Genomic DNA, 17380 nt, shown 5'->3' on the forward strand with positions numbered 1-17380 from the left:
TGTCCCTCAAATCTTAAAACACTATTAATATTTCGCGAATTTAGTGAACAAGAGAGATTATATCGTAAAGTTACAGGTTCGTCAATAGTTAATCCTATGTAAATATATGTTAATCTCAATGTTGCTTAATATTTCAAACCATTCTCGATTTTTATCTCAAATTATAGTTGTTCTGAGTGTATCTAAGACCATAGTGAATATTTTTACCTTAATTATCGTAGAGTATCCTGTATATCTCCTTTTAATCAAATAGTTCAATCGATTTTTGGAGGGCACAATGGAAATTAAACCACTAAAGGAACTCAAACTATATGGTTTTAATAATCTTACAAAAACCCTTAGTTTTAACATGTATGATATCTGCTATGCGAAATCAACGGAGCACCGTCAGGCCTATATTGAATACATTGATGAAGAATACAATTCAGACCGTCTTGCCCGGATTCTTACAGATGTAGCTGATATCGTTGGAGCACATATTCTAAATATAGCCAAGCAGGATTATGATCCTCAAGGGGCAAGTGTCACTATGCTTATTTCTGAGGAACAAGAAAAAGAGCCTCTATCTGGAGCTGAAGCAGTAAATCTAACGGGTCCCTTGCCTACGGCTGTTGTTGCTCATCTTGATAAAAGCCATATCACCGTTCACACTTATCCAGAAAGTCACCCCAATAAAGGGATTAGTTCCTTTAGAGCAGACATCGATGTCTCAACTTGTGGTAAAATTTCTCCTCTAACAACGCTAAATTACCTCGTCGACAGTTTTTCTCCAGATATTGCTATTGTTGACTACCGAGTTCGAGGATTTACTCGAGATCTGAATGGTAAGAAATTTTTTATTGACCATAAAATAAGTTCCATTCAAAACTATCTGTCCACAGAACAGAGAGACCTGTATCAAAAGATTGATGTTAACGTCTATCAGGAAAATATCTTTCACACTAAGATGATCTTAAAGGACTTTGATTTGGATAATTACTTGTTCGGCATGGCCAAGAAAGAGCTCCTGCCTCGAGAAAAGAAGAAAATCAAACAACGATTAAACAAAGAAATGGCAGAAATCTATCATGGCAAAAACATCCCAAAAGTGTAATGCGTATATCAGCCTAAAATTCGATTGATCATTTCCCAGAAATAAAAACGTACCTTTGGTGTACCTAATGTGGAGCTTGCTGTCCGTTTTAGCGGTTGATCTATTAATTTATTATTAATTGGAATACCCGGCTTTCCATCAACTTGAACAGCCGTAGAATGATCAATATCAATAAAGCAAAGAGGCGGGAAAAGCACGCACCACCAGTTCGATCCTCGCCCTTCTCCTATCACAACACGTAATGCTTCATAGTCTCCAGCTGGTAGCACCAATGAGCCATAGGATTTCGTAGGAAAGCTAAAATGACCATACTCTGTATGCACCAAATAATCCTTACCCCAAGCCTTCACTACCGAACGTCCAATATCCTCCATATTAGGTCTAATTTTTTTAAGAATTTGCCGTGATTCATCTAATGATTTAGAAACTGCTAGCTGAGGAGAAACCGCTTTTAGAATGGCATCTCTAACAGCTCGCTTCAACGCTTGATCCTGTTCACTATCCGAATTCGCGAGAACGTGAAACCGGATCAATTGATCTGGTGTTGAAGCGAGTGTCTCTTTATCAGAAGTTTCATTGATATTAGAGGGCTCTATCACACGTCCTTCACTGATAGGCCCCCAGAAAGATCCAATTGCTAAAATACCAATCAAAACTATAATCCTTACTACTTTCATAAGTCTAAACCTCTCTCTCCTGAACATCTGTATTAGCTCTCTTTATTAGAGTTTCTTTAAGGCATCTTATACTCTGATAATAGTCTGTACAGGAATGTGAAGATTTAAACAAAGTAGCGAAGTTAAAATCCCTAGCTCCTCATTTAAAGTTAAGGAAAACTAGGGATTTTTTCTACACAATAGTGTGCAGTTTTATGAGCTAAACTTTTTCAGCATTTTAATGGTTTGAACGTGCATACCTTCATGATACATAGAAAATGTAAGAAATTCGCCAATCGTCTTTAAGGTCAAACCTGAAGGCATGGTTAACGGGTTGACAACAGCTTCATCCAACCGATTAAGTAATTTTTCTTTGATTCGATTTGTTTGATCGTCTAATAATTTAATTAACTCCGATAATGTTGGTGGTTGTATCTTCCACTCAGAGGGTTTAGTATCCTTTCCAAACAAATCTGTAAATCCGTCCGGCATTTGTATTGGTTCTTGTGTGAAGCCGAAGGCAAATCGTTCTTGAACTAGATAAACATGACCGAGATTCCAGCGGATGTTATTGCTAAACCCTTCAGGTACAGAATCCACTTGGCTTTCACTGAGTTCCTTCACTGCGTTAATTGTGTTAGTTCGTACGACCTTTAGTTGATTAAATAAAAAATCTTTCAAATCTATCACACCTCCAAGATTATTATATCAAATTATAATCAAGTATCACATGAAACTTGGCTGTTTCCAAAACCCTAGGGCGAATGTAACCTAGTTACCCAGATACTTTGGGCCACAGATGGTCGAGTAGCCCTGCTAGGCGATCCTTTCGTTTTGTTCCTGCTCCTTATTTGGAATAGGAAATAGTATAAAGAATGTTGTCCCTCTAGGAGTAGAGTCAATGTGGATCTTAGCGTTATGAGAGTCTGCAATTTTATAGCATGTTGCCAACCCCAACCCAGTTCCATTATCTTTCGTCGTGAAGAAGGGAGTTCCTAGTTTACTAATATTTTCTTGGGAAATTCCACAGCCCTCATCGGCAATTGCAAGCACAACCTTGCCTTCATGTGAATAAATTTTAACAGTTAGACAACCTCTCTCCTGCATTGCTTCCAGTCCATTGCGGGTTAAATTAAGAATCAGTTGGGAAATCTCTTTGGTATTTAGCTCTAGGTTGGGAACCTCAGCTGGAATGTAACAGATTTGTTTATTTTGGTTAAAAGCATCGGCTTCTAAAAGAGGATATAAATTATCGAAAATATTGTTAAGGTTTTGGGATTTCAACTCAGTTTGTTTTGTTTGCGCCAGAGAGAGAAATTCCGTAATAATTGAGTTTGCACGATCTAGTTCCGAAATCATTAGCTCAAAAGTAGATTTCTGAGCTTCATAATCAGGTTTTAAACTTAACAGTTGGAGATAACCACGCACAGTAGTCATCGGATTCCTTATTTCATGTCCTATTCCGGCGGCTAATTGCCCCACAAGGTTGAGACGATCAAGTCTAGCAATTTCGATTTCTGTTCTCTTACGGCTTGTGATATCTCGGAAATAACATGTCATTCCAGTTTCTGTAGGGTAAGCATTTACCTCAAACCATTTATTGCCTAAAGCCTCAGAAATAATTTCAAAATAAACCGATTTATTTTCGTTCATTACTTCCTGGTAACGTAGTAGGGCGGCATCATTGACCTTAAATACTTCCGTCATTTTTTTGCCCAACAATTCATTACGAGATTTACCGAAAACTATTTCTCCTGCACGATTAATATAGGAGAACTGCCAATTCCTATCAATAGCATAAAAACAGTCTGTCATACTTTCTAGAATAGAGGCCATTGCTTCTTGCGATTTAATCAACTTCTCATGTGCTAATTTTCGCTCAGTAACGTCCGTATAATAAACGGACACTCCAAGCGAAGAGGGATATACATTAACTTGGTACCATGTGTCTTGATGTAAGAAACTAAGATATTCAAACGTCATGGGTAGGTAATCATTCTTTGAATTCTGATAATTTAGTTCGAGAATAGATCCCTGGACTTGAGGGATTACATCCCATAAAACTTTACCTAAAAGCTCTTCTCTTTTTTTTAGTAATAACTCCTCTGCCTTTTTATTAACAAATGTAAAACGCCATTGATTATCCAGAGCATAGAAGCCATCGGGCATATTATTGATAATATCTGCAATAAGCTGGTTACTTCGAGAAAGTTCCGCTTCTAATTTTAAGTGTTTACTGAGTTGTTCAACCCTTTCTGTTTGCATTCGTTTAATTTCAGTAACATCGTTAACAATTGCTACACATGCGTATTTACCACTAGGCATCTGGAAATTAGACAAGTTAGCAGCAAAGTGTCTTCCATCTTCTGTCGTAATTTCTTTGTGTTGTTGTTTTGTTGTATCCAGCCAAGTTGAATCGGAGTCCAGTAATAGATTGGGGTGTTCAATATAAGGGTAACACTGGAGTTGCGTCTTTGTATTTTTACTGGACAGCATGGGGCCAAGGCCATCAAAAATTATTATATTTAACGGACTGCAGTTAACTATAGCGTTCAGCATTGCTGCTTTAGCAAAAAATTCATAGGTCCAGAAATAGAAGTTAAATATTATGGTCGTTGCCAACGGAGTTATAATTAGATACGGAGCGGCAACAACTCCAAGAACCTTTGCCAAATTACTCTTCCACGGAGGAATAAAGGCAATTATGAGTATTAAAACACACGCCATGACAATGCCAATTACCAACCAAAACAATACTTTCTTTCCATTCTGGTTGTTCCTTAAATATCTACCTAAGATACTTCCAAAACAGGCAAAAGTGGTAATGCTCGCAATACCGCCCATCGAACCACTTCCGCCCACATTATACCGGTATAGAGAACTAATCAAAGCAGCTAACAATGCAGTTATTGGACCACCTATAAAACCAGCCATAGTCATGGTAATATGTCTAAAATCGTAAAATCGGCCTTCGACAACCGTAATTCTACCGTGCATTACAAAAATCGTAATCAGACCAAACATAATACCTAGTATGTAAGGCGAGTATTTTTTGTTGAGTGATAGGTCTGTCCAAATAATAAAGCCGCAAAGAAATAAGACCACTAGAACATTAGTGACAAAGTTGTAATACAAATACAAGCCTCCTTTAACCGTTAATATTAGTTAACTATTTCAATTGTACCTCCACTACTGGCAGAAATTTGTCGTATAACAATAATTTTTTAATGTTAATTTGTAATAACTTAGCTTCATATGTCAAAGATTACATTGCAAACCATTAGTTCGTATGAATTTATGTAATTTAAAGTAGCAACTCCTAAAATGAAGACAAGTTTTCTCTTATTAACCACTTCTATTTTTAGCCAATAGCATTATAATTATGACTGCTAATCGTGATCATCATCAGTACCCCTACTAATCGTGATCATCATCAGTACCCCTACTTCTTTTCTCTCGTAAAATTTTAATATAAAGAATGGCCTTCGCCTTAAACAGCGAAGGCCCCTTATTATATGTTATTCTCCTCCCACCAAAGAATATTAACTGAATTAATAGTATCCACTAATGTTGTATCACAGGATTTGAATAGTCACTCGTATTTTGATCTGAAATATTAGCATTAGCCCATGAAGTATCTAATTGATCTTGAAATGTATTCTGGTCTTGAGCTATTTGAACCTTTTGAGTTAACAAAGATGAATCAGACAATGAAACGACTGCTTGAGCAGTAGTTATGCCATAGAGAATATTATGCCATAAGGCATTATAGTGACTTTTTGTCATATGTGGTTTACTTGAGAAAAGTTTGGCCCGTTGACCAAAATTATATAAGATGCCCCAAGACATCGTGCCGGCAAAGGCTCCCTTAATAATATGGTGATCTTTCCCTGTGCGTTTGAGGATTTGATAGATTGGTATCCCAAGTGCCGCACCTGTAACCATGTGTAGAATCTGTCCAAGCGCGAAATTCTCTGCGCGGTTCGTTCTGACGCCCCTCATAATTATCGAACCTGAAAGATGTCCATAAAGCATATCGGTCTTATTGGTTCTCCATAGTAAGAGATTAGATATATCCATTGCCATTGTGCCTATTAGACCCCCTAAAAGGCTTATTATCAAGGAATCCTTTAGTTTAGCTCCTCGATTAACTACATTCCATATATTTCTAATTCCCGCCAATTTACTTAAAATAATATATTTTGTAAAACCCATTACTGACGACCTCCTTCTTTATTTCATTATCACTATATTTATTTACCCGGCCATTACGTTTTCTACTCTGGAAATTTTTTTATGTAATGAAAACAATTTAACAATAAAAGGGCCTTTGCGTAAGCTGCAAAGACCCTTTATTTCTATGTAATTGGCGGAGAGAGTGGGATTCGAACCCACGAGAGCCCTCACAGGCCCTACTCGATTTCGAGTCGAGCGCCTTCGACCAACTCAACCATCTCTCCATATATAGAAAACTTGGCTTACGCCTAGCCTTCATGCTCCGATAACTGATTCAACGCAATTTCCTGAAAAACATTTTTAAGATATCAACACATTCTTCTTCCAGAACACCTGCGACAATATCTACGCGGTGATTCCATAACTTGTAGTCCAATACATTCATTACTGAACCTGTAGCTCCGCCTTTTAGATCCATCGCGCCATAAACAAGTTGCTTTAAACGGGACTGTAGAATAGCTCCAGCACACATTGGACAAGGTTCTAACGTTACATATAAGACAGCATCGGATAAACGCCAACTCCCTAATGCTTCAGTCGCTCGTTGTATCACTAAGACCTCAGCATGAGCTGTTGGATCGTTTCTCAGCTCCTTTTCGTTATGAGCTGCGGCGATTACTTGACCATCATGAACAATAATTGCTCCGATCGGAACTTCTCCTTGTTCAAAAGCCATTTGAGCTTGCACAAGCGCAAGCTGCATCCAATCTTGATGAAACATATATACCTCGATTTTGGTGACCCCGGGAGGAGTCGAACCTCCGCAAGACAGGGTTTAGGAAACCCCCGCTCTATCCGCCTGAGCTACGAGGCCTTGTGATTGTCAAAGAAAATTTATTTAGATAATCATCTGAGGTAAGGTAGGTAAAAATCGCCTACAAGTAGCTAAATGTGCGATTTTCGATCCTCGAATATCGCACATAACATTGATTAAATGGTGCGCTCGGAGGGATTCGAACCCCCGACATTCAGATTCGAAGTCTGACGCTCTATCCAGCTGAACTACAAGCGCAAAAGTAGTTGAAAGTCCATAAGAAGTACATTTACTCGAACATCGAGCTTCGAACATCGATTTTCGAAATTGGCGGAGGGGGTGGGATTCGAACCCACGGACCCCTTACGAAGTCACCGGTTTTCAAGACCGGCTCCTTAAACCGCTCGGACACCCCTCCAAGTTAAACAACCGAAAATTAGTATATCATATATATTAGATAAATACAACTAAGTTTCTGGTATATCACTGTATTTATCTAATGGGTAAATCATCCAACCCATCATCCAATATATTCAACACCCATATAAGGCCGTAGTGCTTTAGGAACACGCACCTTACCATCATCATCCTGGTAGTTCTCCATAATAGCAGCAACCGTACGCCCAATGGCTAATCCGCTGCCATTTAAAGTATGAGGATACTCTGGCTTATCTTTAGGACCTCTTCTAAAACGGATGTTAGCGCGACGAGCTTGAAAATCTTCAAAGTTACTACAAGAAGAGATTTCTCTATAGGTATTGAAGCTCGGTAGCCACACTTCCAAATCATATGTTTTCGCCGAAGTAAACCCGAGATCACCTGTTGATAACGCCATAACACGATAAGGAAGTTCTAATTCTTGAAGAATACTTTCAGCATCTCTAGTCAACAATTCAAGTTCTTCATAGGAATTCTCAGGTAAGCAGAATTTAACTAGCTCTACTTTGTTAAATTGGTGTTGGCGAATCAATCCTCTGGTATCCCGTCCTGCAGAACCAGCCTCAGAACGAAAACATGAACTATAGGCACAGTGATGAATCGGCAATTGACTTCCGTCTAAGATTTCTTCACGATAAAGGTTTGTGACAGGCACTTCTGCCGTAGGAATCAAGAAATACTCTGTCCCCGCAACTTTAAATGCGTCATCTTCAAATTTTGGAAGTTGACCTGTACCAATCATTGAAGTGCGATTAACCAAGTATGGTGGAAGTATTTCTGTATATCCCTTTGAGGTGTGTCGATCAAGCATAAACGATATAAGGGAACGTTCCAGCTTAGCACCCAAACCTTTATAAAAGGTAAAGCGTGCACCTGTGACTTTAGCTGCTCTGACGAAATCAAAAACATCCAATTTTTCGCCGATCTCATAATGAGCTTTTGGCTCAAATTCAAAATGGCGAGGGGTTCCCCATGAACGAATTTGAACATTAGAGTTTTCGTCTGGACCAATTGGTACCGAAGCATGAGGGATGTTGGGGATCTCATAGAGCACTCTTTCCATCTCTTGCACAATGTCTACTGATTTTAGTTCCAAATCTTTAATAGTTTGACCGACCTCACGCATTTCTAAAACAAGACTTTCTGCATCTTCCCCGGTCCTTTTCAAGCGCCCAACTTCTTCAGAGACAGTATTGCGACGGGCTTTTAAAGTCTCAACGTCAAAAAGCAATTTACGTCTATCTTCTTCTTGTCTTAAGAAGTTGTCTAAACTAATTGATACGTGACGCTTTTCCAAAGCTTCCTTAACCACTTCAGGGTTATTACGAACAAACTTAAGATCCAACATGTTAAAAAAACCTCCCATGCCAATAGAGAAAAACTTGGCTGGCGCCCGCGCGAAGACACTGTCTTCGCACGTATTAGCCCTTCTTGCAGTATACAACGAAAGTTATACTTCTGATTACTATAAAAAAAACTTGGCTAGCGCCAAAGCGCTGGCCAAGGATGGCCGAGTGTCCCTGAAGCCATGACTCAAACAAGACATCCGATTTAGAGCGCCGCCAAGACTCAAACAAAGATGTTCGAGTTTAAAACACCGCCCGAAGACACTGTCTTCGCACGTATTAGCCTTCTTGCAGGATGGCTAGTGTCGTGATGGCAAGGCGACGTGACGGCAAGAAAGGACCCACGGGCGCTAGCGTAGTCTTTGTTGAACTTATATGCGGTTATGACACGTTCTTACTTCGTCCAATGTTCATCAATCATATCCAGAAAGTATTTATGGACCCTTTGGTCTGGGGTAAGTTCTGGATGAAAAGCACTCGCTAATAGATTTCCTTGTCGGGCAAAAACTATCTTGCCCTCATACTCCGCCAAAATACCCACATTTGGAGCTACCTCCTGCAGATAAGGAGCTCGAATAAATACTGCTCGTAAAGAATTAGAGCCCATGGCAGGAACAGAAAGATCGGTTTCAAAGCTTGCTACTTGCCTACCAAACGCATTTCGTTCTACGACTGTATCCATCAGGTTCAATGAATATTGATCACTGTTAATAATAGTTTTACTAAGGAGGATCATGCCTGCGCATGTCCCAAAAATAGGTAAATCCTTAGCTCCAAGCTCCTTGATCTTTTCACCTAGTTCATCGATCATTAACAGTTTACCAATAGTCGTACTTTCCCCACCTGGAATAATCAGTCCATGAATTCCTTCAAGATCGCTTGTTTTTCGTATTTCAACAACATCACAACCTAATTGCTCTAAAACCTGCCGGTGCTCGCGGAAAGCGCCTTGCAGCGCCAAAACGCCAACACACTTTTTCATTTTTACCAACCCCGTTCTTGCATACGCTGAGAATCAGCCAAAGTAGAAATTTCAATTCCTGACATGGGCTGTCCTAAATCTTTGGAAATTTCTGCAAGAAGTTTTGCATCCTTATAGTGTGTTGTTGCTAAAACAATTGCCTTAGCACGTGCTTTAGGATCACCGGACTTAAAGATTCCAGAACCAACAAAAATACCATCTACTCCGAGGTGCATCATCAGTGCGGCATCGGCTGGCGTAGCAATACCACCTGCTGCAAAGTTAACAACTGGTAACTTTCCGTGTTCGGCGACATATAAAACCAATTCATAAGGCGCGCCCATATTTTTGGCAGCTGTCATCAGCTCTTCTTTTGGCATTAAGGTTAATGAACGTATATCGGTCATAACTGTACGCATATGTCGAACGGCTTCAATAACATTACCTGTTCCAGGTTCGCCTTTAGTACGAATCATTGCGGCTCCTTCTCCAATTCGACGCAATGCTTCCCCTAGATTACGACACCCACAAACAAAGGGCACTTTAAAGTCATGCTTATTAATATGATAAGCATCATCTGCAGGTGTTAATACTTCAGATTCATCAATATAATCAGCACCTAATGCTTCTAAAATTTGGGCTTCTACAAAATGCCCTATGCGTGCTTTCGCCATGACAGGAATAGTAACCACTGCCATGATACTTTGTATGATTGAAGGATCTGCCATGCGGGCTACTCCACCTTCAGCCCGAATATCTGAAGGGACACGCTCTAAAGCCATTACGGCACATGCTCCAGCCTCTTCTGCTATAATAGCTTGTTCAGGAGTCGTCACATCCATGATGACGCCACCTTTTAGCATTTCTGCGAGCCCTGTTTTGACCTTCAAAGAACTAATATCAGTCAATTTTATTTCCTCCTTATTTTAAAACAGTTAACATTAGAGTGGCTTAAACTTCATCTTAAGTATGATTAATTTCTTTAGGATAATATGTCAACTCGTTTTTAGTTGCCTATACCATTATTTCATCATCAATATCGGGTTCTTACCTTCGACATGGTAACACTTAGCGCGAATTTTGTCAATTTAATCATCTTCTTCGGAGCCATCCAGATCTTCGGTCACATCAATTCCTTCTTCATCTTTCATCAAAACCTTGGCCATCGCTACAACAGTACTTGTGCCGGTTCTCATGGCCAAAACCCCTTGTGCGGAACGACCTTGATTAGAGATACTTGAAACTTGAATCCGGAGCATAATGCCGTTATTCGTAATGACCATTAATTCATCTTCTACTTGAACAACCTTGATTCCAACCAATGAACCTGTCTTCTCATTCAGTTTCATAACAATGATTCCCTTGCCTCCACGTCCTTGAACACGGAATTCATTGAGATAGGTACGTTTAGCAAACCCGTTTTCACTCATGGTCAAGAGCTCGCCTTCATCGCCGATAACATCCATACCGACAACCACGTCGTTTTCATCAAGTGTAATCCCTTTTACCCCTCGGGCTGTACGTCCCATGTATCGTACGTCAGATTCTGCAAAGCGAATCGCTATTCCATTTCGTGTAGCAAGAAGAATATCATCTAACCCCTGGGTTAGTTTAACACCAATAAGCTCATCACCTTCATCAAGGGTTAAAGCAATTAGTCCATCACGCCGTGATGAATCATACTCTTTCAGTGCAGTCTTCTTCATTATACCCTTTTTCGTAGCGGTAATTAGAAAATAATCGGAACTATATTCTTTTATCGCCATGACTGCCGTAATCATCTCATGCTGGCTTAAATTCAGAAGATTTATAACCGCAGTTCCTTTGCCAATTCTACTAGCCTCTGGAATTTCATGAGCCTTTAAACGGTACACTTTACCCTGAGATGTAAAGAACAGAATATGATGATGCGTTGTTGTCGTGAAAAGATGTTCCACAAAATCTAGTTCTTTTGTAGCCATCCCATGGACACCTTTGCCCCCTCGGTTCTGACTCTTATAAGTATTCAGAGGCAATCGCTTAATATACCCATAATGGGTTACCGTTACTACTACGTCTTCTACAGCAATGAGATCTTCTATATCCATCTTGCTGACATCAACCGTAATGCGCGTCCTTCGTTCGTCGCCAAATTTATGATTGATTTCAGTCAGTTCAGTTTTAATTATCCCAATTACCATACTTTCCGAGGCAAGAACCGCTTTTAAATAGGCAATGGTATTCATCAGTTCTTGATATTGGTTTTCTAATTTTTCCCGTTCAAGCCCAGTTAAACGCTTTAACCTCATATCAACTATAGCTTGAGCCTGCTTTTCACTTAAACCAAAACGAATTGTAAGATTTTCTCGAGCAGTCGCCTCATCAGCGGAAGAACGAATGGTTTCTATAACCTCATCAATATGATCAAGGGCAATGCGCAGTCCTTCGATGATATGCGCTTCTGCTTCCGCTTTATTAAGTTCAAATTGGGTTCTCCGAACAATAACGTTCTTTTGGTGTTCTATAAAATAATGAATCATATCTTTAAGTGTAAGAGTCCTCGGCTGCCCATTTACCAAAGCAAGCATATTTACGCCAAACGTATCTTCTAACTGAGTATGTTTATAGAGTTGGTTCAAAATGACTTGCGGATTGACATCACGCCTTAATTCAATCACAATACGCATCCCTGATCGATCTGATTCATCTCTCAAATCAGTAATTCCATCTAGTCTTTTATCACGCACAAGCTCAGCTATTTTCTCAACCATTCTGGCTTTATTGACCATAAAGGGGATTTCTGTCACGACGATTCGATTTTTCCCTGTTTTCTCCATAGGTTCAATATATGCCTTTGCCCGTGTTTTAATCGAACCTCTCCCTGTTGTATAGGCAGACCTAATTCCTTCATAACCCATAATTGTTCCGCCAGTTGGAAAGTCGGGACCTTTGACATAGTTCATTAATTCATCAATTGATAACTCTGGGTTATCAAGTAGGGCAATAGTTGCTTCTATAACTTCATTTAAATTATGAGGAGGAATATTCGTTGCCATTCCTACTGCAATCCCTGATGAACCATTAACAAGCAGATTTGGGAATTTAGCAGGTAATACAGTCGGTTCATCTTGTTTCTCATCATAGTTAGGGGTAAAATCGACGGTATCCTTATCAATATCAGCCAACATATAGGACGCAATTTTCGCCATGCGAAGCTCAGTATAACGCATAGCAGCCGCAGAATCTCCATCAATAGAACCAAAGTTTCCATGTCCGTCAATGAGCGGATAACGACTAGCCCAGTCCTGCTCCATTCTTACCACAGCATCATAAATTGAGCTATCCCCGTGAGGGTGAAATTGACCCATACAATCCCCGACAAGACGTGCTGACTTACTATAGGGTTTATTAGGGGTCAGACCCATCTCATGAAGGGTATATAATATTCTGCGATGCACCGGTTTGAGCCCGTCTCGAACATCGGGCAAAGCACGGCTAATGATAACGCTCATCGAATACTCAATAAACGATTTTCGCATTTCATCAGCAATTTCAACAGGAAGAACTTTTCCTCCCAGTATTTCATCCGACATGAATGAGCACTCCTTTAAGCATCTATATTACGTACATCTTTAGCATGGAGATTAATAAAGTCACGGCGCGGTTCGACTTTGTCTCCCATTAATACCGTAAACATTTCTTCAGACCTAATAGCGTCTTCCATCGTTACCTGTAAGATTGTGCGCTTTGCTGGGTCCATTGTTGTTTCCCACAACTGTTCTGGATTCATTTCTCCCAAGCCTTTATACCGCTGGATTTCAACTTTATCTTTACCAATTTTCTCAAGAATTTTACCAAGTTCGAAATCCGAATAAGCATATTGAATATCTCTCCCCTTCTTTACCTTAAAAAGAGGGGGTTGCGCAATATAAACATAATGGTTTTCGATTAAAGGCCGCATATAGCGATAAAAGAAGGTTAGTAAGAGTGTCCGTATATGGGCACCATCAACATCAGCATCTGTCATAATGATCAACTTATTATAACGCGCTTTTTCTATATCAAACTCATCGGAAATTCCTGTGCCCATTGCGGTAATCATCGCTCGAATTTCTGCATTTTCCAATATTTTATCCAGTCTTGCCTTTTCCACATTGATGATTTTCCCACGTAGAGGCAATATGGCCTGGAACCGTCGATCTCGTCCTTGTTTGGCAGAACCACCTGCGCTGTCACCCTCGACGAGGTACATTTCACACAGATCCGGTTCTTTCCATGAACAATCCGCAAGTTTACCAGGTAGAGAAGTTCCCTCTAAAGCACTCTTACGTCGTGTCAACTCCCGTGCTTTACGGGCAGCATCACGCGCTCGGGCTGCTTGAACAGATTTATCAATAAATTTTCTGGCGATCGCTGGGTTCTCCTCAAGAAAAGTACTTAATCCTTCTCCCGTTGCAGAGTCCACAATACCACGTATTTCACTGTTCCCCAGTTTTGTCTTTGTTTGCCCTTCAAACTGAGGGTCAGGCACTTTGACAGAAATCACGGCAGTTAATCCTTCCCGGATGTCATCTCCGGTCAGATTGGAATCAGCGGCTTTAATGATATTATTTTTACGGGCGTAATCATTAACCACTCGCGTTAAAGCAGATTTAAAGCCAGCCTCATGAGTTCCTCCTTCTTGGGTATTAATATTATTAGCATACGAAAATAGATTTTCAGCATACCCGTCATTATATTGCATACTGACTTCAACCTGAACATGATCCTTAATCGTTTCAATAAATATTGGTTGAGGATGTAGGCAATCTTTGTTTTTATTAAGATAACGAACAAAATCCTGAATTCCACCTGTATGTAAAAACGTTTCTTTAACGTTAGTCCTTTCATCCGTTAAGTTAATTGTTACACTTTTATTAAGAAAAGACAGTTCTCTTAGGCGATGCGCTAGAATATCAAAATCATAAACTGTGTCTTCAAAAATATCTGGATCTGGAATAAAAGATATCTTTGTCCCACTGCTTTCAGTAATTCCGATATTAACCAAATTCGAGGTTGGTTTTCCAATCGCATACTCTTGATGATAGACATGTCCGCCTTTAGATACCTCTACAACCAACCATTTTGATAAAGCATTCACAACACTTAAGCCTACTCCATGTAAACCTCCAGAAACTTTATAAGCACTTTCACTTCCACCGAATTTTCCACCAGCGTGTAATACCGTCAAAGCTACTTCAACTGCGGGTATACCTGTTTTAGGATGTATATCTACTGGAATCCCTCGACCATTATCTACAACGGTGATGCTATTGTCTGCATGAATAAAGACATCAATTTGATTACAAAAACCGGCTAAAGCTTCGTCAATACTGTTATCGACTATTTCATATACAAGATGATGAAGGCCTCTGCTACTCGTCGTACCAATATACATACCGGGACGTTTACGAACAGCCTCTAGTCCTTCAAGAACTTCGATTTGCCCTGCATTATAACTATCACTAGGGTCCTGAATTTGTTTGTCTTTGTCTTCTTGCAAAGCTGTTTCCTCCCAATAAATACCTTCAACCTTATTATTGTACACTAAATAGTTATCTGTTTCAATTTTCAAGCCCGCGGGACGCAGTGTGACACGAACACGACGTCTTACGTAAGCAAAATCAACAAACTCCTTGAAAGCAATCAATCATGAATATGGGTAGCGCATTGAGTTCCTTATCGTCACGCACCTAGCCATCCTGCAAGAAGGCTAATACGTGCGAAGACAGTGTCTTCGGACGATGCTCTAACCTCGAACGTCTTTGTTCGAGTCTTGGCCGGCGGATGGTGCTTTTGGCACGATAATCTCCAGTGGAGAGTATCGCCGAAGCCGCGAATCCCGAAAGGAATGCTTTCCGGCGTAGGATGAACCCCGCTCCCCTATAGAAAGGAGCTTGAACGGTTAGTTTGCTCTACATCGTGAGACCGAGCACTATATCACACAAGTTCTCCCATATTAAGAGAAGAACGCTTGAATAGAGTTATAGAAGAAATAGGTGATAAAAAATATTCTTGAGACGTAATAATTAATGTTTTCTCCTTTCCTGGTGCAGAAATGTAATTAATATTTTTATTTTTTTTGATATTATCTAAGAATTTTTCATTATTTTTACCTTCTGTAGCAGTTTCTAAGTCGATGATAGCAACTACTTTATCCTTTTTAACCAGAATATCACCACCAAGATGTAAATACATTTACGGTTTCCTCCTTATATGTCCTTGCTCTACATGGTATATTGCGCCTGACTCAAGATTCGGTTCAGCGCTTGTCATAGTTAATAAGGTTTGAATGCTCGATGATTCAATAAATTTTATTAAGTAGTCTCTCCTAAAGCTATCTAATTCAGACAATACATCATCAAGTAAGAGGAGGGGGTATTCTCTTTTTTCCTGATGAATAATTTCTAATTCAGCAAGTTTCAAACTTAAAACTAACGATCTTTGTTGCCCTTGTGAAGCAAAGAGCCGTGCTGGTTTATCATTTAAAAGAATTTGTACATCGTCACGATGTGGCCCAACGAGTACCATTTGACGTTCTATTTCCTGTTCTAGCTTATCGTTAAGTAATTGAGGAAATTCAGAGATAGCTTCATCTATATTTTTCTTACCCAAAGCTATATAAATAACCTCCATCTTTTCTTTCTGAGAACTTAGGTTAGCATAGATTTGATCAGCTACATCTTGTATTCGTAGCGTCAGATCTGTACGATTGCGAATTATTTTCTCTCCTAATTCGATTATTTGTTGATTCCAAAGTTGCAATTGAGAATATTTAAGTGATTTTTCGACATATGTTTTCAAGAGTGCGCTTTTTTGCTGTAAGACTTTATTGTAAGCATTAAGAATACTTACGTGACCTGGACGCATTTGGGCAATATGCAAGTCTAAAAATCTCCGTCTTTCTGAAGGACCTCCTTTTATCATCACAAGGTCATCTGGAGAAAAGAAAATTACATTTATCGTTCCAACAAAATCGGATAAACGTTGACAAGGTATTTGATTTATTTTGACCATTTTCTTTTTATCTCGATAGTGGCTCTCCAAAAAAATTTTATGGTGAGCTAGTAAGAAGTCGCCATAAAGATGGAATTCACTTTTTTCCCAGCGCAAGAGTTCTTGTTCGCGTTGTACCCGATAAGATTTACCTGTAAGAAGGTAATATATTCCTTCGATTAAGTTAGTTTTTCCTTGGCCATTATCTCCAACTAATATATTAGTTCCAGGCATGAACTGTACTATTTGATCCTGATAATTACGAAAATTTTGTAGACGTAATTTATTAATCATCATAATTTAAATTAAGACGTTCGAACCGGCAGTACAAGATACAGATAATTTGGATTATCTAAAGGACGCATAACTCCTGGACTAAATGGACCGGAAAGTTCAAACATAATTTGTTCGCTGTCAATGACTTTCAACGCATCAATAAGAAACTTAGCATTGAAAGCAATCATTACATCTTTTCCTTCCATTTTTATCTCTATTTGCTCCGATATTTTACCTAATTCAGACGTTTGGTCAATCCTTAATTCGGTTTTTTCTACATTTATCCTAATAATATTGGCTCCACTTTTATCACGAGAAAGCAACGATGCCCGTTCTACGGCTTCTAAGAAGCTTTTTAAGGATAAATTCACTTTAGTTTCACATGTCTGAGGTATAACTTGTTTGTAGTTGGGAAATTGACCTTCTATAAGACGAGAAACTAAATAAATGGATCCAAATTGGAATACCACTTGAGTATCACTAGAACTGATAGTCAAAATTTCATCTTCATCATGTAAGAGACGATAAATTTCTGACAAAGTTTTAGCGGGAATAATTCCACTAAACTGTAATTCTGAGGCATTAGGCATTTCTGCAATGCTATAA

At 39.3% G+C, this 17380-nt stretch carries 14 protein-coding genes and 4 tRNA genes; 1 reads left to right on the plus strand and 17 read right to left on the minus strand.

Annotated elements, in window-relative coordinates; genetic code table 11:
• Nucleotides 1-277 precede the first annotated feature (277 nt).
• Nucleotides 278-1093 (plus strand): adenosylmethionine decarboxylase, encoded by an 816-nt coding sequence (gene speD, locus DOT_RS26280; RefSeq protein WP_009624666.1) that lies wholly within the window; start codon nt 278-280, stop codon nt 1091-1093.
• Between the two features lie 8 nt (nt 1094-1101).
• Here speD and spoIIR read toward each other — a convergent pair whose 3' ends face one another.
• The 17 genes from spoIIR to dnaN form a co-directional block, all read right to left on the minus strand.
• A complete protein-coding gene (spoIIR, locus tag DOT_RS26285; protein WP_009624667.1) occupies nt 1102-1770 on the minus strand; it encodes a stage II sporulation protein R in 669 nt (222 codons plus the stop codon).
• A 192-nt stretch (nt 1771-1962) separates the two neighbouring features.
• Nucleotides 1963-2430 (minus strand): DinB family protein, encoded by a 468-nt coding sequence (locus DOT_RS26290; RefSeq protein WP_009624668.1) that lies wholly within the window; start codon nt 2428-2430, stop codon nt 1963-1965.
• A gap of 135 nt (nt 2431-2565) precedes the next feature.
• A complete protein-coding gene (locus tag DOT_RS26295; protein WP_009624669.1) occupies nt 2566-4884 on the minus strand; it encodes a PAS domain S-box protein in 2319 nt (772 codons plus the stop codon).
• Nucleotides 4885-5313: 429 nt separating this feature from the next.
• Nucleotides 5314-5964: a hypothetical protein gene (locus DOT_RS31190; protein ID WP_009624670.1), complete on the minus strand. Its 651-nt coding sequence runs from the start codon at nt 5962-5964 to the stop codon at nt 5314-5316.
• Between the two features lie 152 nt (nt 5965-6116).
• Nucleotides 6117-6209: transfer RNA gene (locus tag DOT_RS26305), tRNA-Ser, on the minus strand.
• 50 nt (nt 6210-6259) lie between these two features.
• A complete protein-coding gene (gene tadA / locus DOT_RS26310) occupies nt 6260-6706 on the minus strand; it encodes a tRNA adenosine(34) deaminase TadA (RefSeq protein ID WP_009624671.1) in 447 nt (148 codons plus the stop codon).
• 14 nt (nt 6707-6720) lie between these two features.
• Nucleotides 6721-6799, minus strand: a tRNA-Arg gene (locus tag DOT_RS26315).
• 121 nt (nt 6800-6920) lie between these two features.
• Nucleotides 6921-6997: transfer RNA gene (locus DOT_RS26320), tRNA-Arg, on the minus strand.
• 70 nt (nt 6998-7067) lie between these two features.
• Nucleotides 7068-7157, minus strand: a tRNA-Ser gene (locus tag DOT_RS26325).
• Nucleotides 7158-7259: 102 nt separating this feature from the next.
• Nucleotides 7260-8525, minus strand: coding sequence for a serine--tRNA ligase (gene serS / locus DOT_RS26330; protein ID WP_009624672.1), 1266 nt, complete (start codon nt 8523-8525; stop codon nt 7260-7262).
• 392 nt (nt 8526-8917) lie between these two features.
• Complete coding sequence (gene pdxT, locus DOT_RS26335; protein ID WP_009624674.1) at nt 8918-9505, minus strand: pyridoxal 5'-phosphate synthase glutaminase subunit PdxT; 588 nt, start codon at nt 9503-9505, stop codon at nt 8918-8920.
• A gap of 2 nt (nt 9506-9507) precedes the next feature.
• Nucleotides 9508-10392 carry a pyridoxal 5'-phosphate synthase lyase subunit PdxS gene (gene pdxS, locus DOT_RS26340; protein WP_009624675.1) on the minus strand — a complete coding sequence of 295 codons (885 nt, stop codon included), beginning with the start codon at nt 10390-10392 and terminating at the stop codon, nt 9508-9510.
• 180 nt (nt 10393-10572) lie between these two features.
• On the minus strand, nt 10573-13056 hold the full coding sequence (gyrA, locus tag DOT_RS26345; RefSeq protein WP_009624676.1) for a DNA gyrase subunit A: 2484 nt from the start codon (nt 13054-13056) through the stop codon (nt 10573-10575).
• Nucleotides 13057-13070: 14 nt separating this feature from the next.
• Nucleotides 13071-15005, minus strand: coding sequence for a DNA topoisomerase (ATP-hydrolyzing) subunit B (gene gyrB, locus DOT_RS26350; protein ID WP_040413527.1), 1935 nt, complete (start codon nt 15003-15005; stop codon nt 13071-13073).
• 437 nt (nt 15006-15442) lie between these two features.
• On the minus strand, nt 15443-15700 hold the full coding sequence (locus tag DOT_RS26355) for an extracellular matrix/biofilm biosynthesis regulator RemA family protein (protein WP_009624679.1): 258 nt from the start codon (nt 15698-15700) through the stop codon (nt 15443-15445).
• On the minus strand, nt 15701-16795 hold the full coding sequence (recF, locus tag DOT_RS26360) for a DNA replication/repair protein RecF (protein WP_009624680.1): 1095 nt from the start codon (nt 16793-16795) through the stop codon (nt 15701-15703).
• Nucleotides 16796-16803: 8 nt separating this feature from the next.
• The coding region (dnaN, locus tag DOT_RS26365) for a DNA polymerase III subunit beta (protein WP_009624681.1) at nt 16804-17380 on the minus strand (577 nt) is incomplete at its 5' end.

Origin of the sequence: Desulfosporosinus sp. OT (assembly GCF_000224515.1) — a bacterium.
Lineage (GTDB): Bacteria > Bacillota > Desulfitobacteriia > Desulfitobacteriales > Desulfitobacteriaceae > Desulfosporosinus.

Excerpts from the sequence above, each read along its gene's own strand:
- speD (WP_009624666.1), top strand. The coding sequence starts at position 278 with ATGGAAATTAAACCACTAAAGGAACTCAAACTATATGGTTTTAATAAT.
- spoIIR (WP_009624667.1), bottom strand. The coding sequence starts at position 1,770 with ATGAAAGTAGTAAGGATTATAGTTTTGATTGGTATTTTAGCAATTGGA.
- DOT_RS31190 (WP_009624670.1), bottom strand. The coding sequence starts at position 5,964 with ATGGGTTTTACAAAATATATTATTTTAAGTAAATTGGCGGGAATTAGA.
- tadA (WP_009624671.1), bottom strand. The coding sequence starts at position 6,706 with ATGTTTCATCAAGATTGGATGCAGCTTGCGCTTGTGCAAGCTCAAATG.
- serS (WP_009624672.1), bottom strand. The coding sequence starts at position 8,525 with ATGTTGGATCTTAAGTTTGTTCGTAATAACCCTGAAGTGGTTAAGGAA.
- pdxT (WP_009624674.1), bottom strand. The coding sequence starts at position 9,505 with ATGAAAAAGTGTGTTGGCGTTTTGGCGCTGCAAGGCGCTTTCCGCGAG.
- gyrA (WP_009624676.1), bottom strand. The coding sequence starts at position 13,056 with ATGTCGGATGAAATACTGGGAGGAAAAGTTCTTCCTGTTGAAATTGCT.
- DOT_RS26355 (WP_009624679.1), bottom strand. The coding sequence starts at position 15,700 with ATGTATTTACATCTTGGTGGTGATATTCTGGTTAAAAAGGATAAAGTA.
- recF (WP_009624680.1), bottom strand. The coding sequence starts at position 16,795 with ATGATGATTAATAAATTACGTCTACAAAATTTTCGTAATTATCAGGAT.